This is a genomic window from Micromonospora sp. NPDC007230 (assembly GCF_042869115.1).
In the GTDB taxonomy this organism is placed as follows: domain Bacteria; phylum Actinomycetota; class Actinomycetes; order Mycobacteriales; family Micromonosporaceae; genus Micromonospora.
Genome location: NZ_JBIAFE010000007.1, coordinates 291072 through 305187, shown reverse-complemented (window position 1 = coordinate 305187; position 14116 = coordinate 291072). Strand labels below are relative to the sequence as shown.

13 protein-coding genes are annotated in these 14116 nt (G+C 73.8%); 8 read left to right on the top strand and 5 right to left on the bottom strand.

Going from position 1 to position 14116, the window contains the following annotated elements; genetic code table 11:
• Nucleotides 1-137 precede the first annotated feature (137 nt).
• Both ACFYML_RS13290 and ACFYML_RS13285 read right to left on the bottom strand, forming a co-directional pair.
• Nucleotides 138-518, bottom strand: coding sequence for a VOC family protein (locus tag ACFYML_RS13290; RefSeq protein WP_387420796.1), 381 nt, complete (start codon nucleotides 516-518; stop codon nucleotides 138-140).
• Between the two features lie 149 nt (nucleotides 519-667).
• Entirely contained in the window at nucleotides 668-1249 is a 582-nt protein-coding gene (locus tag ACFYML_RS13285; protein ID WP_387420795.1) for a GNAT family N-acetyltransferase, read from the bottom strand.
• 35 nt (nucleotides 1250-1284) lie between these two features.
• On the opposite strand from ACFYML_RS13285, the gene ACFYML_RS13280 reads away from it, so the two are divergent.
• Nucleotides 1285-2595 (top strand): glycosyltransferase family 87 protein, encoded by a 1311-nt coding sequence (locus ACFYML_RS13280; protein ID WP_387420794.1) that lies wholly within the window; start codon nucleotides 1285-1287, stop codon nucleotides 2593-2595.
• On the opposite strand, the gene ACFYML_RS13275 is transcribed toward ACFYML_RS13280, so the two are convergent.
• Nucleotides 2494-3045: a GNAT family N-acetyltransferase gene (locus ACFYML_RS13275; RefSeq protein WP_387420793.1), complete on the bottom strand. Its 552-nt coding sequence runs from the start codon at nucleotides 3043-3045 to the stop codon at nucleotides 2494-2496. The genes ACFYML_RS13280 and ACFYML_RS13275 overlap by 102 nt on opposite strands.
• A 190-nt stretch (nucleotides 3046-3235) precedes the next feature.
• Between ACFYML_RS13275 and ACFYML_RS13270 the strand changes: the two genes are divergently transcribed.
• The 5 genes from ACFYML_RS13270 (at nucleotide 3236) to ACFYML_RS13250 (ending at nucleotide 8632) form a co-directional block, all read left to right on the top strand.
• Complete coding sequence (locus ACFYML_RS13270) at nucleotides 3236-4465, top strand: winged helix-turn-helix domain-containing protein (RefSeq protein ID WP_387420792.1); 1230 nt, start codon at nucleotides 3236-3238, stop codon at nucleotides 4463-4465.
• Complete coding sequence (locus ACFYML_RS13265; protein WP_387420791.1) at nucleotides 4455-5081, top strand: DUF2752 domain-containing protein; 627 nt, start codon at nucleotides 4455-4457, stop codon at nucleotides 5079-5081. The genes ACFYML_RS13270 and ACFYML_RS13265 overlap by 11 nt, the downstream gene beginning before the upstream one ends.
• Nucleotides 5082-5173: 92 nt before the next feature.
• Complete coding sequence (gene thyX, locus ACFYML_RS13260) at nucleotides 5174-5911, top strand: FAD-dependent thymidylate synthase (protein ID WP_073832607.1); 738 nt, start codon at nucleotides 5174-5176, stop codon at nucleotides 5909-5911.
• A 53-nt stretch (nucleotides 5912-5964) separates the two neighbouring features.
• Nucleotides 5965-6891: a 4-hydroxy-tetrahydrodipicolinate synthase gene (gene dapA / locus ACFYML_RS13255; protein WP_387420790.1), complete on the top strand. Its 927-nt coding sequence runs from the start codon at nucleotides 5965-5967 to the stop codon at nucleotides 6889-6891.
• A gap of 52 nt (nucleotides 6892-6943) precedes the next feature.
• A complete protein-coding gene (locus ACFYML_RS13250; RefSeq protein WP_387420789.1) occupies nucleotides 6944-8632 on the top strand; it encodes a ribonuclease J in 1689 nt (562 codons plus the stop codon).
• Between the two features lie 126 nt (nucleotides 8633-8758).
• On the opposite strand, the gene ACFYML_RS13245 is transcribed toward ACFYML_RS13250, so the two are convergent.
• Nucleotides 8759-10393, bottom strand: a complete 1635-nt coding sequence (locus tag ACFYML_RS13245) for a YbjN domain-containing protein (RefSeq protein ID WP_387420788.1) — start codon at nucleotides 10391-10393, stop codon at nucleotides 8759-8761.
• Nucleotides 10390-10869, bottom strand: coding sequence for a YbjN domain-containing protein (locus ACFYML_RS13240; protein ID WP_387420787.1), 480 nt, complete (start codon nucleotides 10867-10869; stop codon nucleotides 10390-10392). The genes ACFYML_RS13245 and ACFYML_RS13240 overlap by 4 nt, the downstream gene beginning before the upstream one ends.
• Before the next feature lie 114 nt (nucleotides 10870-10983).
• On the opposite strand from ACFYML_RS13240, the gene ACFYML_RS13235 reads away from it, so the two are divergent.
• Both ACFYML_RS13235 and ACFYML_RS13230 read left to right on the top strand, forming a co-directional pair.
• Nucleotides 10984-13440, top strand: coding sequence for a DNA translocase FtsK 4TM domain-containing protein (locus ACFYML_RS13235; RefSeq protein ID WP_387420786.1), 2457 nt, complete (start codon nucleotides 10984-10986; stop codon nucleotides 13438-13440).
• Nucleotides 13433-13810 (top strand): VOC family protein, encoded by a 378-nt coding sequence (locus tag ACFYML_RS13230; RefSeq protein WP_387420785.1) that lies wholly within the window; start codon nucleotides 13433-13435, stop codon nucleotides 13808-13810. The genes ACFYML_RS13235 and ACFYML_RS13230 overlap by 8 nt, the downstream gene beginning before the upstream one ends.
• Nucleotides 13811-14116 lie beyond the last annotated feature (306 nt).

Sequence of the window (14116 nt, the reverse complement as noted above, 5' to 3'; positions counted from 1 at the left end):
CCGCGGGGGGGTGTTGGGTTTCTGATCCCCCCCCCCCCCCGGGGGGGGGCCCCCCCCCCCCCCCCCAAAGGGGGGGGGGGGGGGGGGGGGGGGGGGGGGGGGGGGGGGCCCCGGGGGCGCCGCCCCCCCGCCACCGGTCACTTCAGTTCCAGTACGGACATGACGTTGCCGGCGGGGTCGGTGAACCAGGCGATCGCGGGCCCGTTCCCCCGGACGATCCCCTGCTCGTCCTGGGGCATCCCGGGGTAGCGCGCGAATTGCACCCCACGGGCGGTCAACTCGGCGACGGCCCGGTCGATGTCGTCCACGGGGAAGTTGAGCACGGTGTAGGTGGCCGGGGCGTGGTCGTCCTTGGGGTAGACCAGGATGTCCCGGTCCCCGGCGAGGTGCAGCGTCAGCAGTCCGCCCATCGCGTCGTCCCGCGACACCCGCAGGCCGAGCGTGTCGGCGTAGAACGCCATCGCCCGATCGGTGTCGTCCACCGAGAAGCCGCTGAACGCCCTCGTGTCCCTGAACATGATCGTCTCCCTCTTCCGGTCGTGCTCCGTCTGCAAGGCGGTGCCGGAGCGGCGAAGCCCGTCACTGCGTCACAGTAGGCCCGCCGTCCGACGTGCGCCGGTGACACGGCGGGCCGTGGGGTACGGAACGACCGGGACCGTGGTTCCGCTCAGTCCGTCGCGACCGGCTCGGTCGGGACCGCGACGTGCAGCCGCAGTTGCGGGACGAGCATGTCGTCCACGTCCAGGGCGCGGGCCGCGCCGTCCGGCTCCCAGCCGGTGGAGGTGAGGAACTTCCGGGTCGCCGCGTCCCCGTCGAAGGTCCAGGCCACCGCCCGGGTGAAGCCGTCGGACCGCCACCCGTCGACGGTGGCGGCGAGCAGCCGGCTGCCGTGCCCGCGCCGGCCCCAGCGCGGCTCGACCAGCAGGTCGGTCACCGCCGCCACGCCGTCGCCGAGCGCGTCGGCCGGCTCGCCCGGGGCGAGCGCCTCGGTGTCGGCCGGACCGGAAGCGGCGAACCCCACCAGATACGATTGCTCGGCCTGTTCGACGGCGACCAGCACGCGATGCGCGCCCGAGGGCGGCTCCTGCACCGCCGCGCTCCACCGCCGGGCGAGGTACGCCTCGTCCAGGTTGTCGAGCACGTGCCGGGGCAGGATCCGGCGGTACGCGACCCGCCAGGTCGCGAGCTGGATGCGTGCGATCTCGCCGGCGTCCTCTGGACGCGCCGGGCGGACGTACCCGAGAGCCATGGCACGTGAGCCTACGCAGGGCGAGGGAGGCGACGGTGGCGCAGGGTGCCAGGCGGACCATCCCGCAGGTCGTCGCCGTGGTGGTGCTCGCCGTCGTGGTGACCGCCTTCCTGCGGGAGGCGGCCGTGCGGCACGGCTTCTTCGACCTCAACGTCTACCGGGGTGCGCTGAACTACTGGGTGCACGACGGCGGGGAGATCTACGACTTCCTCCGGGCCAGGACCCAGTACGGCTTCACCTATCCGCCGTTCGCCGCCCTGGTGATGCTGCCGATGGCCTACCTGCCGTGGCACGCGGCGATCACGGTCAGCGTGGCCGCCACCGTGGTGGTCAGCACCGTGGTCATCTGGTGGCTGGTCGACCCGATCGCCCGCCGCGCCGGGTGGACCCGCTGGTTCGCCCTCGCGGTCGCGCTCTGCCTGGCCGCCGCGTTCGAGCCGATGCGCGAGACGGTCAACTTCGGCCAGGTCAACATGCTGCTGCTCTTCCTGGTGGCGGTCGACCTGCTGCGGCTGCTCCCGGCCGGCAGCCGGTGGGCCGGGGCGGGCATCGGCCTGGCCACCGCGATCAAGCTGACCCCGGGCATCTTCATCGTCTACCTGCTGATCACCGGGCGCTGGCGGGCCGCGTTCACCGCGATGGGCGCGGCGACCGGCGCCACCGTGCTGGCCGGCGCGCTCTTCCCGGACGCCTCCCGCGAGTTCTGGACCGAGGCGCTGTGGAACACCGACCGGGTGGGCGAACTGGCCTTCGTCTCGAACCAGTCGCTGCGCGGGGTGGTGGCCCGGCTGAACCCGGAACACCCGAGCACCATCGCCTGGCTGGTGCTGGTGCTCGCCACCCTCGCGGTCTGGGGCTGGCGCTCCCGGGCCGCGGTGACCGCCGGCGACGAGGCCACCGGCCTGGCCCTGACCGGCGCAGTGATGTGCCTGGTCAGCCCGGTCACCTGGGTGCACCACCTGGTCTGGCTGCTGCCGGCGCTGATCCTGCTGGTCGACAACGGCATGGCGGCACCCGCGCGCAGCCACCGGCGCCGCCTCCTGCTGGCCGCCGCGGCCGTCGGGTACGCCTTCCTGATCAGCCGGATCGTGTGGCGGTTCGAGGAGGACTTCAGCGGCGTGACCGGCTTCCTCGGCAGCAACACGTACGTCTGGATCAGCCTGGCGCTGCTGCTCGGCCTGCCGATCCGGCGCGGGGCCGCGTCGACCGGCGGTGGGCCCGCCGACCGGGGCGGCCCGCCCGGGTCACTGATCGAGTCGGGCGGTGTAGCGCGCCTCCCGAAGCAGGGCCGGGTCACGCCCGCCGGAGAGCGGCAGCCGGTAGACGGACTCGACGCCGTCCGGTGACAGCCCGGCCCGCTCGTAGAAGCGCCGCGCCCGGACGTTGTCGGTGAGCACCCAGAGCCGGTACTCCGTCCAGCCCCGCTCGGCCAGCCCGGCCCGGGCCGCCGTCAGCAAGGCCCGCCCGGTCCCGGTGCCCCACCGCGTGGGCTCGACGTACATCGCCAGGATCTCCCCGTACGCCGGGTCGAGGTCGCCGCGATCCTGGTTGTTCCGGTACGGCCCGAAGGTGGCGAATCCGGCGACCGCTCCGTCGACCTCGGCGAGCAGAGTGGTGAACGGGTGCTCCGGGTCGGCGGTGCCGAGGTCCCGGCGGCGCTGCGCCCAGGCGGCCGGGTTCAGCCGGTGCAGTACCTCGTCCGGCATGATCCCGGCGTACCCGGCCTGCCAGCTGCGGATGTGCACCGCGGCGATCGCCGCCGCGTCGTCCGGGTCCTCCCGGCGGATGGTCAGCATCCGTCCGTTCTATGCCCCGAGGGGCGGTCGGTCCAGCGCCCGCTCCGTGCGACAACTCCAGCTCGGCTGGCGGCCATAATTCGGCCTCCGCGCCGTCAGGCGGCGCTCCGGACCGAATGAAGGCCGGTCTGACCGCCGCGCCGCGACCTGGAGCCGTCGTGTCGTACCGGTGGACTAGGGTCCCGGGACGATGGCCGCACCGGAATCGCTCTCGCTCGCCCAGGCCCGCCGCGTGGCTCTCGCCGCCCAGGGCTTCGCCGACCCGGCACCCGCCGGGGTGCCGACCCGCCGGCATCTGCGCCGGGTGCTGGACCGGGTCGGGCTGATCCAGATGGACTCGGTCAACGTCCTGCAACGGGCCCACTATCTGCCGCTCTACAGCCGGCTCGGGCCCTACCCGACCACCCTGCTCGACAACGCCGCCTACCGGCGCCCCAGGGAGCTGTTCGAATACTGGGGGCACGAGGCGTCGCTGATCCCGGTCGGCCTGCATCCGGCGCTGCGTTGGCGGATGGCCAAGGCCCGTGACGAGGCCTGGGGCGGGATGCGCCGGATCGCCCAGGAGCAGCCGGAGCTGGTCTCCTGGGTACGCGACGAGGTGGCCGCCCGGGGGCCGCTCACCGCCGCCGAGATCGAGCACGACGCACCCCGGGAGACCGGCAACTGGGGCTGGAACTGGTCGGCCGTCAAGCGGGCGCTGGAGTTCCTGTTCTGGTCCGGCGAGGTGACCGCCGCCGAACGCACCACCTCCTTCGCCCGCCGCTACGACCTGCCCGAGCGGGTGCTGCCGGCCGAGGTGCTCGACGTCCCCACCCCGAGCGACGCCGACGCCCACCGCACGCTGGTGGCGATCGCCGCCCGGTCGTTGGGCGTGGCGGCCGAGCCGGAGCTGCGCGACTACTTCCGGCTGCCGGTGGCCGGGGCGCGGCGGGCGATTGCCGAGTTGGTCGAGGCGGGCGAGCTGACCCCGGTCACGGTGCCGGGCTGGCGGCAGCCGGCCTACCTGCACGGGCAGGCGCGGCTGCCCCGCTGGGTCCGGGGCAACACCCTGGTCAGCCCGTTCGACCCGCTGGTCTGGGAGCGGGCCCGTGCCGAGCGGCTCTTCGGCTTCTCCTACCGGATCGAGATCTACGTGCCCGCCCCGCAGCGGGTCCACGGCTACTACGTGCTGCCCTTCCTGCAGGGCGAGCGGTTCACCGCCCGGGTCGACCTCAAGGCCGACCGGAAGGCGGGGGTGCTGCTGGTGCCGGCCGCGTGGGTCGAGCCGGGCGTGGACCCGGGGGAGACGGCGGTGGCCCTCGCCGCCGAGCTCTACCGGCTCGCCGGCTGGCTCGGCCTGGACGCGGTCGCCCCGCCGGCGGCCGGCGACCTGGCCGTCCCGCTGGCCGCCGCGCTGGTGGGCGTGGCCGGTGTACGGTGAGCGCGTGACGAGCGTTGACCGGCCGGCCGCCACGCCCGACCCGCAGACGGTCCCCGTCCCGCCGGCCGCCCCCACCGGCCCGGCCCCGGACGGGGTGCACGCCGTCGCCGGAGCCCCCGATCCCGGCTCGGCGAACTGGCCCGCCGGGGTGGCGTACGCGCCGGTCGAGCCGGACCGGTTCACCCGCCTGGTGCTCCGGCTGCACGCCCGCGCCCCGCGCTGGGCGGTGCCCCTGGCCGCGGTCGGCTGCGTCGGGCTCGGCATGGCGTACGCCCTGCTCAGCGACCCCACCCACAGTGACCCGGACGCCCGGCCCAGCTGCCTGCTCAAGCTCACCACCGGGTTGGACTGCCCGGGCTGCGGCGGCACCCGCGCCCTCTGGTACCTGCTGCACGGCGACCTGCCGGCCGCCGCCCGGCACCACTTCCTCTTCGTCTTCTCGGTGCCCTTCCTGGCGTACCTCTTCGTCACCTGGGCCGGGAACCGGGCGTTCGGTTGGCGGCTGCCGGAGCTCCGGCTCAACCCGAAGGTCCTCGGCGGCTTCCTGGCCTTCTGGCTCGCCTTCTCGGTGGTCCGCAACCTGCCCTGGGCCCCGTTCACCGCGCTCTACGTCTGACCCGCGGTCCGGCGCGAGTGCGCCGCTTCACGTCCGCGCGCCCAAGTTTCCCCACCGGCCCACCGGCCACTACAGTCGCAGGAATGCCGGAGATGGTGCAGCCCCAGGTCAAGCTCATCGCGTGGACCCAGTTCCAGGCCCCCGACGACGTGCCGTGGTCGACCGACGCCGAGGGGGGCCAGGCGCTCGCCGAGTTCGCCGGCCGGGCGTGCTACCAGAGCTGGAAGAAGCCGAACCCGGCCACCGCCACCAACGCCGGCTACCTGGCGCACATCCTCGAGGTCGGGCACCTGTCCGTGCTGGAGCACGGCTCGGTGAGCTTCTACTTCAGCGGCGTCTCCCGGTCCTTCACCCACGAGCTGATCCGGCACCGGCACTTCTCGTACTCCCAGCTCTCCCAGCGCTACGTCCCGGAGCGGGACGCCGCGATGGTCGAGCCGGCGGTGATCGCCGAGGACCCGGAGCTGCACAAGAAGTTCGTCGAGGCGGCCGAGGCGAGCGTGCGGGCGTACACCGAGCTCCTCGAGGGCCTGGAGGCGCGCTTCACCGACGAGCCCAACCCGACGCTGCGCCGCAAGCAGGCCCGGCAGGCGGCCCGGGCGGTGCTGCCCAACGCCACCGAGACCCGGATCGTGGTCACCGGCAACTACCGGGCCTGGCGGCACTTCATCAAGATGCGCGCGACCGAGCACGCCGACGTGGAGATCCGCGAGCTGGCCGTGGAGTGCCTGCGCCAGCTCCAGGGCGTGGCGCCGAACGTCTTCGCCGACTTCGTGATCTCCACCCTGCCCGACGGCACCGAGGTGGCGGCCAGCCCGCACGCCGAGTGACTCCTGCGCCCTTCCCCACCGGGGCTCCGGTGGTCGTCCGCTAGGTTGTGAACATGACGCACGACCACCCTGCCGCCCTGGACCGGGGCGCGTCGCGCCCGTTCGGGCGCCTGATCACGGCCATGGTGACGCCGTTCACCGCCGACGGGTCGCTCGACCTGGACGGTGCCGTACGGCTCGCCCAGCACCTCGTGGACGAGCAGGGCAACGACGCGCTGGTGCTCAACGGCACCACGGGCGAGTCGCCGACCACCACCGACGCGGAGAAGGAGAGCCTGATCCGCGCCGTCGTGGAGGCGGTCGGCGACCGGGCCCGGATCGTGGCCGGGGTCGGCACCAACGACACCCGGCACACCATCGAGCTGGCCGCGCAGGCGGAGAAGGCCGGCGCGCACGGCCTGCTGGTGGTCACGCCGTACTACAACAAGCCGCCGCAGAGCGGCCTGCTGCGGCACTTCACCGCGGTCGCCGACGCCACCGGGCTGCCGATCATGCTGTACGACATCCCGCACCGGGCCGGCACCGCGATAGCCACCGACACCCTGGTGAAGCTGGCCGAGCACGGCCGGATCGTCGCGGTCAAGGACGCCAAGGGCGACCTCGCCGCCACCTCGGAGGTGCTGAGCCGCAGCGACCTCGCCTACTACAGCGGCGAGGACTCGCTGACCCTGCCCGCCCTCGCGGTCGGCGCGGTCGGCGTGGTGGGCACCTCGACGCACTTCACCGGCGTGCCGACCAAGCAGTTGATCGAGGCGTACGAGGCGGGCGACGTCGTCACCGCCCGGACGCTGCACCGCCGGCTGCTGCCCCTGTTCACCGGCATCTTCCGTACCCAGGGCGTGATCCTGGTGAAGGCGGGTCTGGCGGCCAGGGGCCTGCCGGCCGGCCCGGTACGCCCGCCGCTGGTGGACGCCACCGCGGCCGAACTGGCCCAGCTGCGCGCCGACTGCGCGGCGGCCGGGCTGCCCCTTCCCGAATGATCGAACGACACGACGGACGCCGGGTGCCGGCGTCGCAGAATGAGGTGGACGCGTGACCGAGGCGCACATCGAGGGCGAACTGCCCCCGCCACTGCCGGAAGGCGGCCTGCGGATCATCCCGCTCGGCGGACTCGGCGCCATCGGCCGGAACATGACCGTCTTCGAGTACGACGGCAAGCTGCTGATCGTCGACTGCGGGGTGCTCTTCCCCGACGTCGAACAGCCGGGTGTGGATCTCATCCTGCCCGACTTCGGCCCGATCCTGGACCGGCTCGACGACATCCAGGCGATCGTGCTCACCCACGGCCACGAGGACCACATCGGGGCAGTGCCGTACCTGCTCGCCCACAAGACGGACATCCCGCTGGTGGGCTCGCAGTTCACTCTGGCCCTGGTCGAGGCGAAGCTGGCCGAGCGGCGGATCCAGCCGTACACGCTGACCGTGCGGGAGGGGCAGCGGGAGCGGCTCGGCCCGTTCGAGTGCGAGTTCTTCGCGGTCAACCACTCGATCCCGGACGCGCTCGCGGTGGCCATCCGGACCGGCGCCGGCCTGGTGCTGCACACCGGCGACTTCAAGATGGACCAGCTCCCGCTGGACGGCCGGATCACCGACCTGGCCGGTTTCGCCCGGCTCGGCGCGGAGGGCGTGGACCTGCTGCTCTCGGACTCCACCAACGCGGAGATCCCCGGCTTCGTCACCCCCGAGCGGGAGATCGGTCCGGTGCTGGACTCGATCTTCGCGAAGGCCCGGGGTCGGATCATCGTCGCCTCGTTCGCCTCACACGTGCACCGGGTGCAGCAGGTCTTCGACTCGGCCGTCGAGCACGGCCGCAAGGTGGCGCTGATCGGCCGGTCGATGGTCCGCAACATGGGCATCGCCCGCGACCTCGGCCTGCTCAACATCCCACCGGGCCTGGTCGTCGGCCTGGAGGAGGCCACCAGCCTGCCGCCCGAGCAGATCGTGCTGATGTCCACCGGCTCGCAGGGCGAGCCGATGAGCGCGCTGGGCCGGATGGCGAGCGGCGACCACCGGCACATCACCATCGCCCCCGGCGACACCGTGGTGCTCGCCTCGTCGCTGGTGCCGGGCAACGAGACCTCGGTCTACCGGGTGATCAACCGGCTGGCCCGGGCCGGCGCGGTGGTGGTGCACAAGGACGTGGCCAAGGTGCACGTCTCCGGCCACGCCCCGGCCGGCGAGCTGCTCTACCTGCTCAACGTCACCCGCCCGAGCAACCTGATGCCGGTGCACGGCGAGTGGCGGCACCTGCGGGCGCACGCCCGGCTCGGCATCGAGTCCGGCGTCGCGCCGGACCGGGTGGTGCTCTGCGAGGACGGCGACGTGGTCGACCTGGTCGAGGGGCGGGCCAGCCTGGTCGGCCACGTGAAGAGCCGCTACGTCTACGTCGACGGCCTCGCCGTCGGCGACGTCAGCGAGTCGCTGCTCACGGAGCGGCGGATCCTCGGCGACGGCGGCTTCATCGCCACCACCGTGGTGGTCGACTCGGTCACCGGCAAGGTGGTCGGCGGGCCGACCGTCTCGGCAAAGGGTTTCTCCGAGGATCCGGAGGCGTTCAGTCCGGTGATCCCGCTGGTCACCGAGGCGCTGAACCGGGCCGCCGCGGACGGCATCACCGACCCGCACCAGCTCCAGCAGATCGTCCGGCGCACCGTCGGGCGCTGGGTCAACGACGCGTACCGACGCCGGCCGATGATCGTCCCGACGGTCGTCGAGGTCTGACGCCACCGGCTTCCGGCGCCGGCCCACCGCCCGCGGTGGACCGGCGCTGCGTTTCCGGGTACGCCGGGTGGCTCCGGGGACCGGGTCGCGTCCGCCACCGCCCAGGCCGCCGCGCCACGTCCCCGGTCAGGGCAGCGCGGCGACCGCCTCGGCGTACGCGGCCCCGGTGCTGACGGCGGCGGTGACCAGCACCACGAGCTGGGCCGGGGCCACCCCATGCGTCAGGTCGGTGGTGACGGTGGCGGCCAGTTCCACCGTCCCGTCGCCGGGGTCGTGCAGGTACGCCGCCGGCAGCAGCCGGTCGTGGTTCCACGCGTTGCAGAACGCGTACGCCTCGGCGCGCCGGGCGGCCGGCAGCCGCCGGGTCGCCACCACCCGGGCGTGCAGGATCTCGCCGTCCCGCCCGAGCCGGCGGAACTGGATCACCGCCTCGCCCCAGCGCCCCACCACCGTGCCGTCCGGCTCCACCGCGTACCCGTCCCCGCGTCCGTCGAGGGCGGCGGTGAGCAGCGCCAGGGTCAGCGGAGCCAGCTCCTCCTCGCCCGGTGGGCCGGGCTCGGCCGGGTCGTCGTCCGGCCACTCGTCGGCGGCGTCCTCGGCGGGCAGCGGCACCGGCTCGGCGAGCGGGCGATCCGCCAGCCAGGAGGCGATCCGGCCGGACTGGTGCCCGGTGCCGTTGCGGGCGTCGAAGCTGCCGGCCAGCGTGGTGGCGAGCATCTGAAGCTGCCCGCCGAGCGTGGCCAGGTCCACCTCGGCGGCCGGCCGCGGACCGTGCCCGGGGCGGTGGATCCGCCGCCCGCGGAAACCGGCCTCGACGGCCAGCCCGCAGAGCAGCGCGCCTGCCGCCGCGAACTCCATCGCGGCCAGGTCGTCGGCGGTCCGGTCCAGCCGGGGCAGTTGCTCGGCCAGGATGTCCAGCCCGCGGGCCAGGTGTCCACCCAGCGCGCAGAACCGCAGGTGTGCGGCGAGCAGCGGGAACGCCTCCCGCTCCCGGCGGTGCCGGCGGTAGGCGCGCACGTGCGCCCGGGCGGCGCGGGCCGCCTCGCCGGTGCGCAGCCACGGCAGCAGCGCCACCGCGAGGGTCCGTTCCGGCTGGTCGGTGCAGCCCACCTCGCCGTCGAGCACGGGACGTAGCGCCGCCAGGGCTGCCGCCGGCTCGCCCCAGCCGGCCAGCAACTCGGCCCGGCGGGCCGGGGCGCACCCGGGGCAGCCGGCGACCGGGTCGGGCCCGGCCGACCGTTCCGGCTCGCTGCGCCGCGCCCGACCCGCCGAGCCGGGATGGTCGTCGGGCCAGCGGGCGTACTCCCGGCGGGCGGTCGGCTCGTCGCCGAGGTGGTCGGCGAGCCGGCAGCGCAGCTCAGCCACCGCCTCGGCGTCCGGTCCCAGCCGGTCGGCGAGATCGTCCAACAGGGACCGGGCCTGGTCCAGACCGACCCGGGGGGTGGCGAACAGCGCCTCCACCGCCTGCCGTTGGTGCCGATGCAGCCGCTCGGCTTCCCCTGGTCGGCCGGCCAGCAGCCCGGGCGTCCGGTCGAGCGCGGCCAGGCACCGGCGCACCGGCTCCACCAGCCGCCACCGCTCGCCGAGCTGCAGGTACGCCTCGATCAGCGCGAACCGTGCCGCCAGCGCGGTACGCGGATCGCCGGTCGCGTCGGCCCGCGCGGCGATCCGGTCCAGCTCGGCGCAGCGGGCCTCGCCGTCGGGCAGATCCCGGGCGTCGGCGAGCGCCTGGGCCAGGCCCCGGTCGCGGAAGGTGGTCACCGCAGCGACCCGCCGGGCAGCCGGCCCACCTCGGCGGCGAGCTGGCAGCCGGTGGCGATGCCGCAGTCGATGAGCTGGTCGAGCTGGTGCGGGGTGACGCCGCGTTCCAGGTCGGTGGTCACCTCGCCGCAGATTTGCGCCAGCCCGTCGTCGGCCACGTGCACGAACGCCTTGGGCCAGAGCCGGTCGTGGTTCCAGGAGTTGCAGAACGCGTACAGGTCGGGGACCCGTTCGATGCCGAAACGGTGCCCGGCGACGGTGCGGACCTGGAGCACCTCCCCGGCGCCGCCCCGCCGGTAGAACCAGATCAGGCTCTCCTCCCAGCGCCCCACCAGGTCGCCGTCGGTGTCCTCGGCCACCGCGTACCCCCGGTTGGCCAGCACGGCGGCGATCAGCTCGCGGGTCAGCGGCCGCAATGCCTGCGGGTGTCCGGCCAGGGGGCCGTCCGGACCGTCCTCGATCTCCGGCGACGCCATCAGGGCATCCCTTCTGAGGCGAATAACACATCGGACGGCGCGGTCCGTGCTGCGACGCGCGGACACGACCCGGAAAAGCGGCGATCTGCCGGGTCCCGCCGTTACCGTGACTGTATGGCGGGCCGTACCTCTCAGGCGAGCCGGCGACGCGGCGCGTCGCCGCGCGGTACCACGAACAGCCGTGCCCGCCAGCCGGCGAAGAAGGCCACCCGGGCCACCCCGCGGCGGCGCCCGGCGGCGCGGCCGAGTCCGGCCGCCTACCTGGGCCGCGCTGTCGGTGCGATGTGGATGGGCGTGGCGCACGGGTTGGGCTGGGCGGTCCGCGCCGCCGGCCGGCAGGCCGCCTCGGCCCGCGACCTCGACCCGGAGCACCGCCGCGACGGTGCCGGGCTGCTCCTGTTCGGCCTGGCCATCCTCAGCGCGGTGGCCATCTGGTTCGGCGGCGCCGGGCCGGTCGGCGCGCGCCTCGCCGACACCGTCCGGCTCTTCCTCGGCGCCATCGCGATCGTCGTGCCGGTGCTGCTGATGATCGGCGCCTGGCGGCTGTTGCGGACGCCGGGGGACCCGGCCCACCGCGGGCGCGGCCTGGTCGGCTGGGGTTCCATGCTGCTCGCCACCGCCGCGATGCTGCACATCGGACAGGACCCGGTCGACGCGGTGCAGCGCGACTACGCGGGCGGGCTGATCGGCGCCGGCCTCGGCGACCTGCTGGCGGCCGCGATCACCCCCTGGGTGGCGGTGCCGCTGCTCATCCTGCTGCTGGTCTTCGGCCTGCTGGTGGTCACCGCGACCCCGATCAACAAGATTCCGGAACGGCTCGGGCTGCTGGCCGGCTCCCTGGTCGCGCCGCCCGAGGCGGCGGACGCCGAGGCCGAGACGCCGGCCAAGCCGGCCCGCAAGCGGCCGGCCAAGCGCCTCCCGCCGCCGCTGGATCCGGCGGACCTGGACGCCGACCTCGACGGGGTCGACCTGCAGGACACCCTGGTGCTGCCGCGCAAGCCGCTGGCGAAGGTGCCGGCGAGCCGCAAGCCGGCGGAGCCGCCGGAGCACTCGCCGCTGCCCACCCGGGCCGAGCAGCTCGCCCTCACCGGGCTGGCCGGCGACTACACCCTGCCGCCGGCCAACATGCTCGGCAGCGGCGCCGCGCCGAAGAGCCGGAGCAAGGCCAACGACGAGGTGATCGCCGCGCTGACCGGCGTCTTCGAGCAGTTCGACGTGGACGCCGCGGTCACCGGGTTCACCCGCGGCCCGACGGTCACCCGCTACGAGGTCGAGCTGGGCCCGGGCGTCAAGGTGGAGCGGATCACCCAGCTCTCCCGCAACATCGCCTACGCGGTGAAGTCGCCGGACGTGCGGATCCTCAGCCCGATCCCGGGCAAGAGCGCGGTGGGCGTGGAGATCCCCAACACCGACCCGGAGAACGTCTCGCTCGGCGACGTGCTCCGCTCCCGGGCCGCCAAGAGCGACCACCACCCGATGGTGGTGGCGCTCGGCAAGGACATCGAGGGCGGCTACGTGGTGGCCAACCTCGCGAAGATGCCGCACATCCTCATCGCGGGGGCCACCGGCGCCGGCAAGTCCAGCTGCCTGAACACTCTGCTGGTGTCCATCTTGACCCGGGCCACCCCGGACGAGGTGCGGCTGCTGCTGATCGACCCGAAGCGGGTCGAGCTGACCGGCTACGAGGGCATCCCGCACCTGGTGACGCCGATCGTGACCAACCCGAAGAAGGCGGCCGAGTCGCTGGAGTGGGTCGTCCGCGAGATGGACATGCGCTACGACGACCTCGCCGCCAACGGGGTCCGGCACATCGACGACTTCAACCGCAAGGTGCGCAACGGCGAGATCAAGGCCCCGCCGGGCAGCGAGCGGGAGTTGCGGCCGTACCCGTACCTGCTGGTGATCGTGGACGAGTTGGCGGACCTGATGATGGTGGCGCCGCGCGACGTGGAGGACTCCATCGTCCGGATCACCCAGCTCGCCCGGGCCGCCGGCATCCACCTGGTGCTGGCCACCCAGCGGCCCTCGGTCGACGTGGTCACCGGCCTGATCAAGGCGAACGTGCCGTCCCGGCTGGCCTTCGCCACCTCGTCGCTCGCCGACTCGCGGGTCATCCTGGACCAGCCGGGCGCGGAGAAGCTGCTCGGCCGGGGCGACGGACTCTTCCTGCCGATGGGCGCGTCGAAGCCGGTCCGGATCCAGGGCGCCTGGGTGACCGAGCGCGAGATCCACGACGTGGTGAAGTTCTGCAAGAACCAGCGCGAGCCGGAGTTCCGCGCGGACGTGCTGACCGCCGCGCAGGACAGCAAGAAGAAGATCGACGAGGACATCGGCGACGACTTGGACCTGCTGGTGCAGGCGGTGGAGCTGGTGGTCACCTCGCAGTTCGGGTCCACCTCGATGCTCCAGCGCAAGCTGCGGGTCGGTTTCGCCAAGGCGGGCCGGCTGATGGACCTGATGGAGACCCGGGGCGTGGTCGGGCCGTCCGAGGGCTCCAAGGCCCGCGACGTGCTGGTCAAGCCGGACGAACTGGAGGAGGTCCTGGTCGGCCTGCGCGGTGGCGATGACTGAGCCGCCGGGTGCGCGGGAACTCTTCCCGATCCTCGTCACCGCCGATCTGCCGGCCGCCCTGCGCTTCTACCGGGACCTGCTCGGCGGCGTGGAGACATACCGCTATCCGGCGTCCGGCGAGGTGGAGTTCGTCGCGCTCCAGGTCGGCGCGAGTTCCCTCGGCCTCGGCGTGCCAGACGGGCCGGAGGAACTGACCAACAACCGGGTCCGGCTGTGGGCGTACGTACCGGACTGCGACGCCGCCCACGACCGACTGCGCGACGCCGGGGTGACGGTTCTCGCCGCGCCGGTGGACCAGCCGTGGGGGGAGCGCATGGCGGTCGTCCTCGATCCGGACGGCAACCAGGTCATGCTCGCCGACCGCCGCTGACCCCCCACGCCGAGCTTGGCATGCGGCCTTCGCTGAGCGTCTGTGGTGGACCGAACCGTCGTCACTCCCGGTGTCCGAGCCGGCCGGTCCGACCGTACCCCGCTGCTGCCTTTGCTCTGCAGCCATCGACGCAACGGTAACGGTTCGTGGCCGCCCCGGCGTGAGCGTGGCGTGGGCTGCTGACGGAAAGAACCAGCTCAAGCGGGTGCTGCGGATATGGCTGCAGAGCAAAGGCGGCGCTTCGGCAGTGCCGGGCTCCCGAACGACCGTCACCATGGGTGACGGGAGGCGATGTTGCACATGGTG